Source organism: Moorena bouillonii PNG, from assembly GCF_001942495.1.
GTDB lineage: Bacteria > Cyanobacteriota > Cyanobacteriia > Cyanobacteriales > Coleofasciculaceae > Moorena > Moorena bouillonii.
Window position 1 is genome coordinate 5,357,262 of record NZ_MKZS01000001.1, and the last position, 18,467, is coordinate 5,375,728.

Annotated in this window: 7 protein-coding genes and 2 pseudogenes; 4 read left to right on the forward strand and 5 right to left on the reverse strand. The window is 45.7% G+C overall.

Annotated elements, in window-relative coordinates; all coding sequences use genetic code 11:
• Together BJP37_RS41985 and BJP37_RS21845 are read left to right on the forward strand one after the other, a co-directional pair.
• Window positions 1–183 (forward strand): hypothetical protein (locus BJP37_RS41985; RefSeq protein WP_214607769.1); only part of this gene is annotated, 183 nt, incomplete at its 5' end.
• 268 nt (window positions 184–451) lie between these two features.
• Window positions 452–1,099 carry a hypothetical protein gene (locus BJP37_RS21845; protein ID WP_075901910.1) on the forward strand — a complete coding sequence of 216 codons (648 nt, stop codon included), beginning with the start codon at window positions 452–454 and terminating at the stop codon, window positions 1,097–1,099.
• On the opposite strand, the pseudogene BJP37_RS21850 reads toward BJP37_RS21845, so the two are convergent.
• Window positions 1,087–2,395 (reverse strand): annotated as a pseudogene (locus BJP37_RS21850) (RNA-guided endonuclease InsQ/TnpB family protein). The gene BJP37_RS21845 and the pseudogene BJP37_RS21850 overlap by 13 nt on opposite strands.
• A gap of 79 nt (window positions 2,396–2,474) precedes the next feature.
• On the opposite strand from BJP37_RS21850, the pseudogene BJP37_RS44700 reads away from it, so the two are divergent.
• Window positions 2,475–2,732 (forward strand): annotated as a pseudogene (locus BJP37_RS44700) (IS200/IS605 family transposase); the annotation flags it as partial.
• 195 nt (window positions 2,733–2,927) lie between these two features.
• Here the strand turns inward: BJP37_RS44700 and BJP37_RS21860 are convergent.
• Both BJP37_RS21860 and BJP37_RS39755 read right to left on the reverse strand, forming a co-directional pair.
• Window positions 2,928–5,123: a lytic transglycosylase domain-containing protein gene (locus BJP37_RS21860; RefSeq protein WP_075901914.1), complete on the reverse strand. Its 2,196-nt coding sequence runs from the start codon at window positions 5,121–5,123 to the stop codon at window positions 2,928–2,930.
• Between the two features lie 349 nt (window positions 5,124–5,472).
• On the reverse strand, window positions 5,473–5,619 hold the full coding sequence (locus tag BJP37_RS39755; RefSeq protein ID WP_158069708.1) for a hypothetical protein: 147 nt from the start codon (window positions 5,617–5,619) through the stop codon (window positions 5,473–5,475).
• 110 nt (window positions 5,620–5,729) lie between these two features.
• On the opposite strand from BJP37_RS39755, the gene BJP37_RS21865 reads away from it, so the two are divergent.
• A complete protein-coding gene (locus BJP37_RS21865) occupies window positions 5,730–6,302 on the forward strand; it encodes a Uma2 family endonuclease (protein ID WP_075901916.1) in 573 nt (190 codons plus the stop codon).
• Window positions 6,303–6,870: 568 nt separating this feature from the next.
• Here the strand turns inward: BJP37_RS21865 and BJP37_RS21870 are convergent.
• Window positions 6,871–11,118: a non-ribosomal peptide synthetase gene (locus tag BJP37_RS21870; RefSeq protein ID WP_075901918.1), complete on the reverse strand. Its 4,248-nt coding sequence runs from the start codon at window positions 11,116–11,118 to the stop codon at window positions 6,871–6,873.
• Window positions 11,115–18,446, reverse strand: coding sequence for a type I polyketide synthase (locus BJP37_RS21875; RefSeq protein ID WP_075901920.1), 7,332 nt, complete (start codon window positions 18,444–18,446; stop codon window positions 11,115–11,117). The genes BJP37_RS21870 and BJP37_RS21875 overlap by 4 nt, the downstream gene beginning before the upstream one ends.
• Between the last annotated feature and the right edge of the window lie 21 nt (window positions 18,447–18,467).

Here is an 18,467-nt window from a genome sequence, read left to right on the forward strand (position 1 = left end):
TCTTGCAGAAGTCGGGAACAGGGAACAGGGAATAGGGAACAGTGGACAAGAATTGTTCGCGTAGCGTGGCCTACGGCCAGGGAAACACTATCAGAAAAATACTTTTACAAGAGGTCTAATAAACACTTTGGCAAAGGGAGCAGGGAGCAGGGTAAAGAGGCAGTATTCAGAAAATTTTATTAGTTAAATTGCCTTATAACCCTTATTAAGCAAGCTTTCTGAGTTTTTTTAACTGGAAATTTAGCATAGTAGGTACTGAAGAACCATATATTCAGATGCATTCGCGAAGCGTGACCATTCGCGTAGCGTGGCCCAAAGGCCAAGGTCAATCGCATTTACCGTAATTTTTTCCTTTCATCACTTAATCTTTTAGTTAACTTTACTGACTCTTCAAGATTAAATCCAGGAATGTTTGATTAACTATTGATAGTAGTTTTTTATATCAATACATATGAAATTAACTCACATTAGTGCTTCTTTAGTATTCCTGGGAGCGATCGCCTTTGGCGCGGCTTCGCCCATCGCAGTTACTCCAGCTTATGGAGCCTCGGTATCCTTCACTCCGACTGGGTCACAATTAGACCAAGATGCCATCAATGACCTCCAAGTCAATGTTGGTGACACCATTGATTTCTCTTTCGTGTTAGATACTAGCGGTCTCACCGCTAATTTACAGTCATTGGACATTCTTGTAGAACAAGATAGTACTGAGCTTGTTACTTTAGAAGGATTTAGGACAGATGCAGATATAGCTGCCTTTTCAGACTTTAGCGGGAGCCTAGTAGAAAACCCACCCTTTGGGATAGCTACAGTACTTTTTCAACGTAGTGATTCAGTTGGAGTTTCTCCAAACTCTACTCTAGAAATAGTTGGGGCAACTTACGAAGTACTGCCTGGGTTTAAGAATGATGGATTGCCTGACTTAGCAGTTACCGTTAGCTCCGCAATTGATGCCAATGGTATAGATGTCACCAATCTCTTTAATCCAGTTAGCCAAAGTCTTGATGTTCAACCCGCTCCTGTTCCTGAAACCACATCACTGTTAGGTTTCTTAGGATTAGCTGCTGTGACTACTCCCACATCAAATCAAAGATTATGATGTGGGCTTCTCAAACTCACGAATGAGACTTGCTGCTCCTCGGCGGATGCCGACGCTACGCGAACGATATCCTGTACCGATTTACCACAGCCATTAAGCGGCAGTCCAACCGCCAATAGTCCACGATTCAAAATGTTGATACCACTGTTCCAGTCGCGGTCAATTTTAACTTTACAACTGGAACAACAATGAATGCGAACGCTTAAAGTTTTTTCGACCCTAGAACCACAACTAAAACACTCGATACTTGTGGCACGTGGGTTAACTTCCTGAACTAACAAACCGCGTTTAACCGCCACTGCTTGCAATATTTCCAAGAATGCTCCCCAGGCCGCATCATGTATTGATTTTGCTAAATTAGTTCTAGCGAGTCCTTTGATGTTTAAATTTTCGTGAGCAATTAGGTCGTATTTACTACATAGCCAATGAGCAACCTGATAATGAAATTCCTTCCGGCAACGGGTTAAGTGAAGGTGCAACAAAGCTACTTTATGCTTTGATTTTTTCCAATTCTTAGAACCCTTGACGCGGCGCGACATTACTTTTTGAGCCTGAGCAAGTTTATCCTGAGCTTTCCTGTAAAACTGCGGAATAGGTACTGCCTCTCCGTCAGATGTGGTCAAAAATTTCTCTAGGCCAACGTCAATACCAACGGCAGACTTAACTGAATCTATGGATAGTAGTTCAGGTACAGTGTCGTCTTTCATTGAAAGACAGCAGTACCAACCATCAGCCTTCTTGACAATGGTGCATTGCTTAAGGACAAAACCCACGCCCTTCGGGCAAGCTTCGCTAACAGGCAATGGTCGATGCATTACAACAGGCATTGACCCGATTCGACTTAACTTTAAAACACCATCAACCAAGTGTGCCCCAGCCTTAGAATTATTGACCCTAGGGAATACAAACGATCTAAGTTCTCCAGCTTTTTTAAAGCGAGGTCTACCCCCACGTTTACCACTTGCGTCAGGTCTTCTCCATCTTTCCCAGGCTTTGTTTAACCTTTGCAGATTAACTTGTTGAGTCTCTGCATAAATTTTTTTATATTCAGGAAACAGTCGTTTTGTCTCCTTAAGGGCTGTTTGTTGAGTGTAGTAATTTACCTCTTCTGGAATCTCACCGATCGGCTCACTTACCAGACTACACCTATCAATCGGGGAACGAGTCCGATTGAGCCAATCAAGCCTTTGTCAAACATGCATAGTTCCAGTGGCGTCGAAGCAATTCGAGCCACCGTTCCATGGTGACAATTTGTTCAGGACTTGGCTTGATTCGGTAGCAGTAAGTGAGTATCATACTAGTATTGTAGCATTTATCCTATAGTTATGAAAGGTAATTATACAAAAGAAAACAGGTCTGTTTATCGTCTTACTATTACAAGGTGTACAGTAAGACGATAAACAGACGTCAAGTTAGATCACAACAAATTTTGATGTGGCCTACGGCCTCCGCTGCGCGAACAGGCGCGCAGCAAATCTGCTCTGAAACTTGTGTTAAGTGGGAATGCAACCTGATAGAGTTGAACGGAGAAAGTGACCACCTCCATCTGCTCGTGGATCTCAATCCTAAAGTAGCTCCGGTTAAGTTAATAGCAAATATCAAAACTGTAACCAGTAGATTGATTCGTTACTGATTTTCTGAATACAAAAGGGCAGTTTTATGGCGATAAAAGGGAACAGGGAATCGGGAATCGGGAATCGGGAATCGGGAATCGGGAAAAAATGCTTTGTATCTCATTAATATGAAAACCAATGGTGATTGATCAAAACACCAAAAAATTTGCCCATCTCCCCACACTTCCCTACTCCCTACTCCCTACTCCCTAAAATTAATTAGATGATGCTACGGATTTAGTAGCAGCGTGAGCTTCTACCATCCGGGAAATATCAGGATTATAGAGTCGCAAATAATTCCAATAATTACCAAACACTGTTTTCACGTAACCTTTGGTTTCTCGAAAGGGGATTTTTTCAATAAAGGCGTCGGGGTCACTAAAACCGTATCTATTCACCCATTTGGATACATTACCGGGACCGGCATTGTAACTGGCAACGGCTAATAAAGAGTTGTTACTGTTCTGTTGGTGGGTAAAGCTTAGATACCATGTCCCCAATTTAATGTTGTCATCAGGGTTTTTAAGATTGTATTCTTTCAACTGAATTTTTTGGGCAACCCAACTACCTGTTGCTGGCATCACTTGCATTAAACCCATGGCACCAGCAACGGAACGGATTTCTGGTTCAAATCTAGACTCTTGGCGAATTAAGGCAGTTACGAGTAAGGGATTAAGGTCCCGTTGACCAGACCAGTTAAGAATTGAACTTTGGAAAGGGAAGGGAAATAGAGCATGCCAGTATTTTGGTTGGTCACGCAGTGCTGCCCATTCCGCTTGTTCTTGGGGAGTTTCTCGTCGTTTTAGGCTCCAGACTTGGTTAATGCCTTTGAGATTATCCCCAATCCCTAGGCGCAATACACCATCAGTAAATTGCTCCGAGACACTGAGTTCCTTGCGGTTTCCTAATTCCACTTGCCACAGAGCCCAAGCATCCTGATCTTGACCAAGTTGGTACAGTTCTTTTAGGGTTGCAGAACCGTCTTTTAGTAAGGGTCTAGCTTGGGGTCTGACCACTTTTGGCATTAAGTAGCGCACGGAGGTGAAGTCCCCTACATTCCAGCCTAAATAGTTGGCCGACCGCCATGCATAGTAGGATTCTGGATAACGAGCTAGTACATGCTCAAAGGCAGCTTTAGCATCATTAGGACGCCCCAACTTACTTGCCCATCGACCTACCCAGAAGCCAGCTTGGGCAGCGATGTCACTATCGGGATTGTTGGTGGTAATCGGTTGCGCCCATTGCCATGCTTGTTGTAGCTGGCCTTTTGCTGCTTTTTTTTGAGCCATTTGCCAACGATAATTAGCCGCAGCATCAGAACTACCATATTGGGTTAGTACCGACTTACGAGCTTGGCCAGCAGACACTTTGCTGTTGAGCTTTTCTAGGATTTTGGCTTTGTCGAGCAAGGCTTGAGCAGCTTCATCGGGATAATTCTGGATGACTTGATCCAGATAAGCTAAGGCTTCTGGTGGCTTAGAGATACTAGCAAGACGCCTCAAGGCTAATCCGGTTTCTTTGGCATTGGGATAGGCGCTGATTAACTGTTCATAAAAGATTTTGCCTTTGCTGGCTTTTGTATCTAAATGGAGTCCTCGACCTGCCCGGTAGAGATTGCGGGGAGTACGGGGGGCTTGGGCGTAGGCTTTACCAGCTTTGCCATATTTCCAGGTTTCCCAGTAACCAGTGCCAATCATTTCCCAGTCTTCCGGGGTGAGTTGCTCAGCGTATTTGTCAACGATCCGGTCTCGGATCTCCTGCATTCCTAAGGCTTTAGGAGTGTGCTTGGCTAAGATTAATAGTAATGGGAGTTGGTTGGGATTGGCTTTGAGGCGCTGTCGGACAATTTCTAGAGTACGGGGATGGCTGGGAAATTTTGCGATCGCATCGTCCCAGTGCTTAGGATTAGATTTTCCTAGATGATAAAGGGCTTCTGCTGCCACTGCTTGGTTGGGGTACTTTTTCAGGATAGTTTGCCAAACTCCTGTAGCCGATTCCCTATCCCCCATGGCTTGGTAAGCTTGAGCACGTTTGAGGGCAACGTGGGATGCTAAAACCGGATAATCTGACTCAAGTCCTTCGAGATGCTTTAGGGCTTGTTCTGGCTGATTTTGTTGAATTAAATCCGATGCCAACAGATAACGGGCGCGATACTGTTCCCGAGACTTCGGACCGGAGGCAAAGGCATCTAGGTTAGTTGCTCGTTGTTGAGGTGGCAGAGAAACCAGCCGTGCTACAGCGGATTTGCCTGTTGACTCCGTTAACCCTTGGCTGGCAGTCTTGTTTTCCTCCTTTTCCTCTAGTTGATTCGCTACGGTGACACCTAAGAATACTGCTCCCAGGCACACTGATACCAATAACACTATGGCTCCAGCCAATAACAGAAATTGCTGTCTACGCTCTTTTAACATAAATCCTCACCCAACACAGTTGCTGCAGTTGAAAGTCTCTTAGCATATGACCCATCACCAGAGGAATCTGGTTTCCCTCTTGAGTTATGAACCATTATAAAAATTTCTTGGCTAAGAACCTGAAACCGGACTTAGTCAGAATTGGTCAAAATTGGTCAGACTTAACAGAGCACGAAGCCAGCAATAAGTAGATAATTAGATAACTATAATAACTATTATGATAACTATATTTTTTTAACCCTGATGAGGCACATTTTCGTCACCCTTAGCGCGCCCCATTCCATATCTTTGAACTAGGATACCTTTAATTTGTGACGATTTATGGTAAAGTTGCCTATAATTTTGTTATTTAGCGAAGGGAACAGGGAGTCGGGAGTCGGGAGTCGGGAGTCGGGAGTCGGGAAAGAGGGGGAAGTGTGGGGAGATGGGGAGAATTTTTTGATTTTCCGCCTATTCGCGCCTTGTTGGGAGAGCCAGCGAAAATGGTAACGGGCAAGATGCCCATTCCACCAAGATGCCCGAAACTAGGCAGGAAACTGGCAAGATGCCAGTTCTACCAAGATGCCCGTTCCACCGACCGGGTCAAACTGAACTTGAAAAGAAGTCATGACTGACACCACCGTTGATAAGATTCGATTCAGTACTGCAGACCTAGATCTGTTACCAGAGGACGGTAATAGATATGAAGTTATCGATGGAGACCTGTTTGTGAGCATATCCCGCCATTGGAATCACAACAAGGTGGTGGGAAGACTATACAATGCCCTTGATTCCTGGTCTTTAAGTGATAAGGGCTATGGTGAAGCTGTTCTAGTTCCAGGTATTGTTTTTGACCAAGAAAATGCTGTGGAACCGGATGCTGTCTGGGTTTCCGACAAGAATCGCTTGCCAGAGATGCTGGATGAAGCAGGTCATTTAACCGAAGCGCCAGACCTGATCATAGAATCTTTATCAGCAGGAAGTCAAAACGAGCGTCGTGACCGAGAAGTCAAATTGAAACTCTATTCAGTGCGGGGGGTTCGGGAATACTGGATTGTGGATTGGCGCACCACTAAACTTGAGGTTTATCGGCGACAAACTGCCAAGCTTACCCTAGTCGAGACTCTGTTTCCTGGAGATATACTGCGATCGCATTTGCTTCCTGGTTTTGAATTACAGCTCCAGATTGTGTTTTTTTGACACTCCCCGCCGAAGTAAGAACGGGGATTCTTACTTCAACGAGCCGACTTGCTCAGCCAGGTCGGAACCAGAAAGAGTAGAGGCCGATTCGACCTAAGCGTTTTGATCATAGATAATGGTTTCGGTGTGCCCCACCGTACCTTTACTTTTTTTTTTAGAGATAGATACTTTTTTAGATCTAAATTTTTCATAGACGTTAAAGTCGTTAGACTAAATTACGCAATATGTATCTCAGACATATTTTTTACGTTGCCTACTTATGGATAGATAGTATCTATTTCTTTTAAAAGTCTCTTGTTTATAATCTTATACTAGCACACCTAGTACAAACTGTCAATAAAAAGTTTTAAAAAAAGCCGTCGAACGAAGGACGGGGCTTTAAACCCAATTTTTTTGGTAAAAATAATGATGGGTTGGGAAGAATCAGACAGTAAGTAGGTGGGTTTAATGATCCGTAAAATAGCGATTGAGATTCAAAATGGTGAAAAGCTATTTAATACAGGCTTCCAGCTTCATTCTCACATTCTGAGTTTTAACGTTTATTTATGCCCACCTACATAGGGTCATCTTACCGCACTTGGACTATCGATCTCCCCTGAAAAAAATCGCTCTCCACTTTCGAGAAACTCAGATGGAGTCCCAACTGTTTTGCTAATCCCTGAACCTGGGGATCTTGTATGATCGTATAGTGGTCTCCAGGGATTGAATAGGCTTCAACCCCACCTAGAGCTAACTGTTGCCAAGCCATCATTCCTTTAGTTGTCTTCTCTGATTCTTCAGCACAGAACAGGACAATCTTGCCAATATAAGGTTGAGGAACATACCGATGTAGAGCTTGACGATTAGCTTGAAACACTTGTAACCAGTAATACATCTGCTGGAAGTCAGCCTCTGGTGGAAAGATTGCCGCAGCTTTAGCCGCCTCGACAATCACAGCCAACTGCTGGTGCTCCTCTAGGTTTCTCAACTGCTCAACAGAAACAGCCAGGGATTTACTATATAATCCTCCCAAATCTTGAGCGATCGAGGCCAATAAAGTTGCCCTGTCTTCAGGTTCGTCAGAAGGTTTTGCCATTGGCGGATAGCTATCGATCAGAGCAAGTAATGCCACTTCCTCCCCGCTATCAGTCAATTGTTGTGCCATCTCCCAGGCAATCAGACCGCCCAAAGACCAGCCCCCAAGCTGATAGGGCCCTTGAGGCTGTACTTCGCGGAGGGCTGCGATATACTTAGTTGCCATCACTTCAATGCGGTTAAGAGGCTCTTGTTCTCCGTTAAATCCTAGAGCTTGTAAGCCATAGAACCGTTGTTCCTCTCCCAGATAGCGAGCCAAGGCCTCGTAACAGAGAACATGACCCCCAATGGGATGAACACAGAAGAAAGGAGACTGACTGCCGAAGGGCTGAATCGGCACCACAGGAGACACCGATTGTGTCACCGTTGGTTGACTCAGAAGAGAGGCCAAATGTTCAACCGTCGGCTCCTGTAACAAAGTTGCTAAGGGAAGATGTTGACCAAACTGTTGATGAATCCGCGTCATCAACTGCATAGCCACAAAGGAAGAGCCTCCCAATTCAAAAAAGTTATCTCGGATGCTAATCGGATGAACTTGTAAAAGATCAGACCAGATTTGGGCGACTTGGTGTTCAACCTCATTTCGGGGCAAAATAGCATTCTTAATCTCCGTCACACGGGAAAAATCAGGGGAGGGCAACGATCGACGATCTACCTTTCCATTAGCCGTTAGAGGCAAAGCTGGTAGACTCATCAGAGCCGAAGGCACCATATAAGATGGCAACTTTTGCCCCAGAAAGTCCCGTAAGTTAGTGGTAGTCAGCTCAGATTGATCGTAGGGAACAAAATAGCCCACTAGCTGCTTAGCCCCCTGAACATCACCAATCACCGTCACAAGGCAGGACTTGACTCCAGGATGTTGCTGCAACACGGCTTCAACTTCTCCACATTCAATGCGGTAACCCTGCACCTTGACCTGAAAATCTTCTCGACCTAAAAACTCAATATTGCCATCAGGTAAATAGCGCCCTAGGTCACCTGTTCGGTACAATCGCTCACCCGAGGTAGGATGGATGATAAAACTAGCTTCAGTTTTCTGCTCATTTTTCCAGTAGCCTTTAGCTAGACCTATGCCACCAATATAAAGCTGTCCTGGCACCTCAATGGGACAAGGTTCGAGTTCGTCGTTAAGAACGTAAAACTTTTGGTTAGACAGGGGCTGACCATAGGGAATACTTTTCCAGTCAGGATTAACAGTGGCTATCGGATAAAAGATTGACCAAATTGAGGCTTCTGTTGCTCCTCCCAAACTAACCACCTGTACCCCTTCCACTAAGCTTTGAAGCTGAGTGGGTAAGGTCAAGGGGAGCCAATCTCCACTCAGCATCACCAACCGTAGGGAAGGAGACAAAAGAATCCCTGTGCTGACACTCATTTCCGTCCCTAACTGCATCAGAGCCGGAACCGAATTCCAAACCGTAATCTGATGCTTATTGAGGAGTTCCAGCCAGTGAGTCGGCTCTTTGAGCTGGGATGCTTCAGGAACGACAATGGTTCCTCCTGCGGCTAGGATGCCGAAAATATCGTAAACTGAGAGATCAAAGTTAAGAGAAGATAAGGCCAGAACCTTTTCATCTGCTGTGATCTCAAAACGCCGGTTAATATCAACTACCGTATTGACTGCACCGCGATGGTCAATCATGACCCCTTTGGGGACACCAGTGGAGCCTGAAGTGTAGATCACATAGGCGAGATCCTCCCCTTGCTGTAGAGGCTCTAAAGGCGGGGGAGCAGTAGGGGGGATTGGGTTCGTGTCTACACAAATCCGCCCCACGTCTTCTGGCCAATCCAGACTGTCATCCAACCAGGATTGAGTCAACACCAGTTGTAAATCACTTTGTGCCATCAGGTACTGACGACGCTCTAAGGGAAGTTCGGGATCGATAGGAACGTAAGCAGCACCTGCCATCAAAATAGCCAAAACCCCAACAACCTGCTCCCAGCCTTTTTCCATTACCACACCAACCAGTTGATTGGGGTGCGCTCCCCTCTGTCGCAGTTGGTATCCCAGCCAACCAGCCCGTTGATACAGATCTTGATAGGTCAGGGTTTGGGTCGGTGCAATCACCGCCACTTGCTGCGGTTCATGGACAGCTTGGTTGATAAATAAAGTGTGTAGGAGTTCCGGCTCTACGGGAACCTCTGTATCATTGATGGCGGCTTGAAGTTGATAATGCTCAGCAGGTAATAAGTGTTTGGGAGCTTCCTGCAAAGCCTGATCGCCCTCAGCCAAACGGCGGAGCAAACGAATATAGGACTTAAACATATCCTCGATCATCCCTTCAGGGAATAGCTCCGGTACATAGTCCCAGTTGAGAACCAACTCCCCTTTTCTTTCCCAGGCTTGATGGTCGATAAAGACTTGCGGCACTCTGACTTTAGTATAAATCTGTTCCTCCCAGAGATTGGGGGAGCCAACTTCCTGAGGCGTTTCCTGCTCTGGATCAACTGTGGCACGATTGGAAACAACGCTCACAAATGTCACCGGGATGGTCGGCCTTGGTGCCCCTCCTTGCAGTCGGTTGAGTTCTCGCACCACTTCAACACCACTGACTTGACTGTGTTCGAGATCGCTCCAGAGTTGTTGCTGTAATTTGATGGCTTTGTCTGCAAAGCTGCCACCAGGGGTAGGGTTGACCTCTAATAAAAGCGTGGTGCTGAAGTTGCCCACAATCTCATTGACTTGAGTATGTAAGGGAAGACGGTTGAGATGTAACAGGGCCAGGGTAAAGTGGGAATTTTTGCTCCAAGTTGCTAGTATCTCTGTGTAAGCTGCACACAAGGCTAAAGAAGGTGTAATCCCTTCTGCGATCGCTCGGCTCTTGAGTTGCTCCGAGAGAGTGCGGGGTAGGCTTTCACTCAGGTGAGCAAATTGGGAAGTCTTCAGTAAGTTAGGCTGTTGAGCCAGGGGTAACTCTGGTCCAGGAGGGAGTGTGGACAGACGATTCTGCCAATACTGCCAAGATTGCTGGAAGGATGGGGTGTTTTCCAAGGTTTGACGGGTTAGCACATAATCCCTAAAGGACAGTTCTAACACGGGCAACTGTTGGTCAACATTCTCATAAAGTTGAACCCATTCCTTCATGAGAATCTGATAACTAAAGCCATCAATAATCAGAATGTCAAAGCTAAAGTGTAACAGACATTTTTCTTCACTAAAGCGGGAAACCAAAATACCAAACCGAGGCCACTGATCCCTGGGGCGAGAGGGGTAAGAGAGGCGATCGCGCATGGCTTGAAGCCGACGAGAGACTTCTGGCTCTTCTAGTCCCCGCAAATCAACCATTTCAATCTCATAGTCAGGCACCTGGGCTAAAATTTGTTGCTCTCCCGTTGGCAAAATGATTGCCCGTAACATCTCGTGACGCTCGATTAAGCGTTGCCAAGCTGCCGACAGTCTTGGGAGATCCAAATTATCCCATTCGATTTCGCTATAGAAATGAGCAGGACTGCTCAACTCGACTACCCCATGGTTCCCAACCCAGTACGCCTGCTGCATTTCGGTCAAGGGAAAGGGTTGGTATCGCTCCTGAAACTGAGGCACAATTTCCGGAACGGGTGCAGTCGTCGGGGCATTGACTTGGTTGAGCCAGCCGACTAATTCATCTTTACGTTCTTTTAAGACTTCCCGTAGTTGGGGAGAAAGACTGCCCTTGGGGGCGCGAATCCGCAGTTGCTCTCCCTCAACGGACAAGTGAATGCGACGGTCAGTGAGTTCGGTTAGCAGTTCCTGTAACATCATAATGTAATTTCCTCCAGTTCTTCTTCCATAAGTGACGGGGCAGTGGTAAGGGAAGAAACCACATCAGTCAGCGCCCATTGAGTAAGTCCCCAAGCAGTTAATTGCGTAATGCTGGCTCCTCCCATAATTTTCATGGTAGAAACGTCTAAATTCAGCTTTTGTTTCAGTTGATTACTCAGTTCTAATGCCATTAAAGAATCCAGCCCTAAGGTGGTTAAGGGTTGTTCTAGACCAATCTTGCTTGGTGACATTCCTAAAACCTGAGCCACTTGTTCTTTGAAACGAGACTCGATTAACGGTTGGCGCTTTTCCGGCTCAGCCGCGAGAATTTCCTGCTGCCAAGAAGACGTGGGTGCTATGTTTTCCTCTGATAAAGGTGATGGGATAGCTTCTGTCTCCAGAAAATGAGCAAATCGTGCCCCAGTATTAATCGGGGTTAGCTGGGCTAATTGTGTCCAGTCGAGGTGAGCAATCCCAATACAGGGAGCTTGCTGTTGTAGTAAAATTCCCCAGAGGTTAAGCACTCTTTCTTGAGACAAGGGACGAATACCCATTGCTTTCAGTTGTTTAAGCCGCTCAGCAGTTGTTTCCTCAAAAGATTCCCATTGCAACATTAGTGCTGGTAAACCTTGGCTGAGACGACTGCGGACTAGGGCGGCTAGAACAGGGAGCGTCACACTTTGAGATTTTTCTTCCCCTAAACCCAAAAGATTAGACCCCCGACAGGAAATAACGAAGAAATCCAAAGCATCTTTGAGGGTGTGATTATGTAAGTGCCAAGCCCCACTCCCTCCATCTTGAGCCTGAGTTGAGTAAATCAAGCCTCGAAGGGGAGGTTTGCCTTGACACAGCTGAGCAAGTTCCTGTTTCACCGCTTGTTCTTGGCTAAAATTAGTTTGGGCGATCGCCACACTGACCCCTGCTTGTTCTAAGGTTCTGAGAGTGGTAGAGGGCACAGAAAACTCCCCATTACCCATTAGGATCAGATTTCGCGCTCCTAAATCAGCTAATTTATCGGCAAGAGCATAGTCAAACTGGGCTAAGTCCCCAGCAATGAGATAAGTTCCTTCTGTCTTTAAGGTAGGAGGAAACTCCCTAACAAGGGGCAACCAGCCGATATGGTCCGTTACAGACACCAGCAATTTGCCGATAGGTTTAGCTTGAGTTAAACAACTCAAGCCATGGAAAACTTTCGAGAGGGGGAAGACTCGATGAGGTAGAGGAGACAAACATGCTGTCTTAATCCCCTCTCTAACACGGCTCAGGAGGGTTTGGACTACATCAGGTTGCTCTAATAAAAGTTGTTCTAGGTCGAAACTAAAGAACGCTCGGTTGTGTCCCAGACCTTGTCGTCCCCATAAGGAATCTATTGTACCCGTTTCTAACCAACGACCCCCAGAGGTTAACAACGAGAAAACTCCGCTAGGAAGTTCTGTGTCTAAAGCATTGAAAACAAGATCAAAGCCTTCTCCTGCAGTGACTTGGGTAATGTCATCCACCAGAGTGGCTGACTGGAAATTGATCACCGATTTCCTTCCACCAAACCGTTGCAGTACCCCTTGTTGTTCAGAACTTTCTACCACCGAGATGATAACTGCGCCAGCGTTACGGGCGAGTTGCGATACCGCTAAGCCTAAGTCACTAGCTGCTCCTAAAATTAACAGGCGATCGCCAGCCTTGAGCCGCCCGCAGTGATCTAAGCCATAGTAAGCGGTCAAAAAGGCAAAGGAAAGAGTTGCGGCTTCTTCAAAACTCAGTTGAGGCGGTTTGGGAACAACAAAACGAGCATCGGTAGTTACATGACTGCCTAAACTTCCAGAGGCTAAAGCGATTACTTCATCACCAACGTTTAAGTCAGACACACCAGCCCCAATGGCAGTAACAATGCCAGCGCACTCAATGCCTAATCCTTGTCCCGGTAGCACCCGTTTCATCTCTCTGGTGTTAAGACCTGTGACGTGAACTTTAAGGGTCACTTCACCCTGATTAGGTACCGGGGGAGCTATAGACTGTAAAACCAAGCTATGAAAAGATGGTTCAGCCGTTAAGGTTAAACGCCAAGATTCATCCTCCTTCAAGGTGATGGTTTGAGGATTCAGCGATCGCGGCAGTAATCGACGAACGTAGCGAGTTTGTCCTCGTAAAACAATTTCATCTTCGTTATCGGGGGTGCTAATTTCTGAAATCAAAGACTCAATTTCTGCTGTAGAACTTGTCAGACTCAGATTAACTTGCCGACACCGTAGGAAGCTATTGTTGTCCTCTAAGAGTTGACCAAAACCCCACTGCGAGTCTTGTCCGAGGGAAAGAATTTTTGGTGAACTATCTACCGTTTGAACGCCACGGGTCACCCACCACAGATTCTGAAAAGGAACCTCTTTGAAAGACTTTAACACTTCGACTAAAGCAGAAAGACTATGGTTACTCATTTCCAGAGGTGAAGTTGGGGTCTCAACAGACTGATCTAAACTCCACAGATGGACGATGCCCTGTAAGGAGGGTTGCTGATGGATTAAGGTAGAGAGGAGTTGCTGTAAGTCCTCTGGCCGTTCTCGACGAATCTGAAACTGGGTCTGCTCGAAAGACTGGTAAGTGTCTCCCAAAGTTACCCGAATTGGTGTCTCTCCACGCTCCGTCAGCCGTTGAGCCAGTCGCTCTCCCACACCAGTGCTGTCGCTGAAAATCAGCCAGGGATTAGGGGTTGTTTGAGGGGGAGCCGATAAGGAAGGTTCAGGAGTTACCGCCCCTTGCTGGGCAAAAATGACCGTGTGTAATGGATCAACTTGAACCGTGTCCCCTAAACCAGCTGCTTCCGTAAAGCCGACCTCGGTTAACAGGGTTTGCCACTGGGATAAGGTGAGTAGGGGATAGGTGGGACGTAACTCTAAATCACAGAAGTGCCACCATCCTTTAAGTAACCCGAAGACGAGATCAGCCCAACGGGGAGCGTTAGTCATCTCCAACATTAACAATAATCCCTTTTCCGTTAACAGCCCTTTGACTCGTTTGAGTACCTGACGTAAATCAGTGGTGGCATGAATAACATCGGAAGCCACAATTAAATCAAAGGAATGGGGGTCAAATCCTTGTTCAATCAGGTCTTTTTCCAGATCAAGGGCAGCTGTCTTAATAAATGGATACTCTTGAAACTTCTGAACAGCTTGAGCAGCAAACAGAGGAGAAATGTCAGTAAAGACATATTCAGTCTGATTTTTCGGGAGCATAGGCAGCACATAAGAAGTCATGCCACCGGTTCTGCCACCAATCTCTAAAATCCGTAAGGAGCGTTCGGCTGGAAGTTGTCCCACCAGCTGGGCGATCGCCTGCTGCACCAGAAGATTGTACATTCGGAAGGTGGGGGAGTCTTGATAAAACTGCTCACCCGTTGTCACTGAACCTTCAGGAAAGACCAATTCTAGGGGCTCAATCTCGCCACGTAACACTTGCGCTAAGGATTGAGCACAACGTCCTAAGAGAGTGAGTTCAGCGGGATAGGCAGGAAATTGCTTGATCAGCCTCTGCCAAGTTGTTTGAGGAGACAGGAACTCAGGGATACGAGAAACTTGCCATTGAGCAGGACCACTTTCCCTGAGAATGCCGTCTTCTGTTAAGATGGCGAGTAACCGACCGATTAACCGTTGATGTTGGGGGATCAGACCCAGTTGTTGTGATAAATCAGCAACCGTGAGGAACTGGTTGACCTGCCACTGATAGCCTAGTTCCGCAAAAGCCTGAAGAATATAGGCTGTACACAGTCGATCTATCTCAGGTTCAACCAAATCATAGTACTGGATACGCTGTTGCTGTTGGGTCAAGCGGTGAGCAGTGGGTTCGAGAGCAGCCACAATCTGTTTGGGGGAGGGCAAATAATCTGCAGCCGGAGTAATGAGAGCTTGATCAGGACGAGGCTGTAACTTCCACTGATATTCGTAAATTTCATGCTCACCATGTTTCGGTTGAACCTGTAAAGAGTTGAATTGGAAACCTTCGAGTTCCCCTAAAACTCCACCAGATTCATCCATCAAGGGCACGTCACCTACAATCTGATAGATGGTGTTTTTATTTTCAGCTATTTTAGAGCCATTATTCTGCTGGCCATTAACTGGTAAATTATCCGTTACGTTTTTGTCGTTATTAAACAGCGTTTTTTTGGGTGAATTAATGAAATTTAATTCGGGAGCAGGACTGATATTTTGTTCATAGTCTGGGAAGACATCTTTTAATATTTGTTTAATTATATTTTCTATTGTCAGTTGTTTTAGAGATATGGGAGATATCTCGGGAAAATAATTTTGAATACGGCGTACTAGATCGGCTAACATCAAAAAGTCAAAGCCCAGATTCTCGACCAAATGATGATTTAATCTTAGTTGGTTTGACGGGAAAGCACTGACTAAGGAAATTAAGTTTAAAACTTTTTCTTGGACTCCCTCGATACTGTAATTGTTTTTCTCTTGATTGGTTGATAATTCTCCATTTTGACTGGTTTGACTTGAATTTTTAGTGTCTAAAGATGGAAGAATTGGTTGGACATAACTGCCATTGGATGAATTATTAACTTTATTTTCAGCTTGCTTAATAATTGCTTGACTTTGAGCAATTAAGGCATCAGCTTGTTTTTTCAAGAGTTCAATTAATTCTTGATTGAGATTAACTGAATTAGTTTTGTCGTCTGGCATCATCGAGGGATTGGGATTGATAATTGGTGATTTTTTAGTTTCTATAACTGGTTTTTCCGATGTTTCTATCCAATAGCGCGATCGCTGGAAAGGATAATTGGGAAGTTGAACTTTGCGGCGGGGATAATCTCGCTCAAAACCTGACCAGTTTACTGACACTCCACGGACGTATAATTGAGCTAAACTCTGAAGCATATGTTGCCAATCCGATTGCTCTGGACGTAAACTAGGTAACCAAAGACCGACTCCCTCTGGCAGACATTGACGACCCATTCCTAACAAGATTGGTTTCGGTCCAATTTCTACAAAGATTTCACATCCTTGCCGAGCAACACTTATTATGCTATCGGCGAATCTTACGGACTGTCTGATCTGGTCACACCAATAGTCAGGAGTTGCGATCTGATCGGAAACCAAATCGCCAGTAACACTAGAAATTAAGCTAATTTGCGGTTTCGAGTAAGCAATTTCATCAGCAACCTGCTTAAAATCGACCAGCATCGGCTCCATTAAAGGAGAATGGAAGGCATGGGAAACCTTTAACTGAGTGGTTTTGACTCCTTCTGCTTCCAGAGTGGTTGTAACAGAGGAGACCGCTTGACGTTTTCCGGATATTACTATACTCTTTGGACTGTTGACGGCAGCGATCGCTACTTCGTGCTGTAATGGTTGAATCGCAGCTTGCACTTGGCTATGGGATGCCAATACTGCTACCATCTCACCATCTTCCGGCAAAGCCTGCATCAAACGCCCCCGCAGGGCAATCAGCTTCAGACCATGTTCTAAGGTAAATACCCCAGCCACACAGGCTGCTACATATTCCCCTACGCTGTGACCCATAACTACATCAGGGTGAATGCCCCAAGATTTCCATAATTCTGCTAGGGCGTACTCGATAGCAAATAAAGCTGGTTGGGTGTAAGCAGTCTGATCTAGAGGCGAATTTTCTCCCGGTTCGGGATATAGTACCTTGAGCAGGGGCTTTTCTAGATAGGGACGCAAAATTTCATCACACTGGTCTAGTGTTTTTCGGAAAGTAGGCTGAGTTTGGTAGAGTTCACGTCCCATTTCTATATATTGGGAACCTTGACCTGTAAAGAGAAAGGCTATCTTGGAACTTTTACTGTTTACCTGGGAGCTAGACAGTCCGATAGTCTCATTACCAGCGAGGAAAGCTTCCAACTTCTGACGCAATTCAAAGGTAGATTCAGCACATACGGCCAGTCTGTGTTCAAAATGAGTGCGCCCCGTATTGGCTGTGAAACAAATATCTGCCAGTAATGCCTGAGGCTGGGACCCTAAAAAATCTACATAACTTCTTGCGAGTTCTCCCAAAGCCTGATCATTTTTAGCTGAGAGAGTTAATATATGGTGATTCTTCTTAATTAAAGGCTCTACCCGATCAGGAACCGGAGCTTCTTGCAAAATGATATGAGCATTAGTTCCACTGAAACCAAACGAACTGATCCCGGCTAGACGGTGCCCCCGTGGGGCAGTTTGCTTCCATTCCATACCTTCGGTGGGAATGACCGCAGGAATTTCGTCTAAATTTAAATAGGGATTTAACTTTTGCAAATGTAGGTGAGGGGGGATGTACTTATTTTGTAGTGACAAAACCACTTTGATCAGACCAGCAATACCAGCAGCCCCTTCCGTGTGACCAATGTTGGTCTTCACTGAGCCGATCGCTAGAGGATTATCTGAGGTTCTTCCCTTTCCATACACTGCCTTCAGAGCTGTCACTTCAATCGGATCTCCTAGAGATGTCCCAGTGCCGTGGGCTTCCACATAAGACACTTGATCAGGTGATAACCCGGCCACAGAAATGGCCTTCTGGATAACGGCTTCCTGAGAAAATTCGTTGGGCGCTGTGATCCCATTGCTGGCACCATCCTGATTAATTGCACTTCCTCGCACTACTGCCAGAATCTTGTCTTTGTCAGCTATAGCCTGTTTAAGACGTTTTAGAACTACAACTCCACAACCTTCACTGCGAACATACCCGTTGGCATCAGCATCAAAAGTCTTACAGCGCCCGTCCGGGGACAGCATACCCGCCTGAGAAAAAGTTATGTTTAACTCTGGAACTAACTGGAGATTTACCCCCGAAGCAAGAGCAAGGTCACATTCGCCGTTACGCAAGCTCTGACAGGCTAGATGTACAGAGACCAAGGATGAAGAGCAGGCAGTCTCCACAGAAATTGCTGGTCCATTAAAGCCGAAAAAGTAGGATAATCTTCCAGCAGCCATAGAGCTAGAGTTGCCTGTGGCAAAGTACATATTAAAGTCTTTATCCTGCTTCTGTTTGAATTGGAGCAGTTCATAGTCATGGAAAACAATGCCCACAAAGACTCCTGTCTGGGTTCCCTTGACAGATTCTGGGTTAATTCCGGCATTTTCCAGAGCTTTCCAGTTTTCTTCAAGCAAAATTCGCTGTTGTGGATCGATATTTACAGCTTCACGGGGGGAAATTCGGAAAAACTGGGCATCAAATAAATCGATCCCTTCTAAAAAACCACCATACTTTGTAGATATTTTACCAAGTTGTTCTCGATCTGTATGGTAATAGCTGTCAATATCCCAGCGATCTTTAGGAACTTCAGAGATGGCGGATATATTAGAGTCGATGCCCGGTATTATCCGGGGCACCTCTCCTTCAAATCCGTACGT

Coding starts and splice junctions, on each gene's coding strand:
- BJP37_RS21870 (WP_075901918.1), bottom strand. CDS start 11,118: ATGATGTTACAGGAACTGCTAACCGAACTCACTGACCGTCGCATTCAC.
- BJP37_RS21860 (WP_075901914.1), bottom strand. CDS start 5,123: ATGTTAAAAGAGCGTAGACAGCAATTTCTGTTATTGGCTGGAGCCATA.
- BJP37_RS21845 (WP_075901910.1), top strand. CDS start 452: ATGAAATTAACTCACATTAGTGCTTCTTTAGTATTCCTGGGAGCGATC.
- BJP37_RS21865 (WP_075901916.1), top strand. CDS start 5,730: ATGACTGACACCACCGTTGATAAGATTCGATTCAGTACTGCAGACCTA.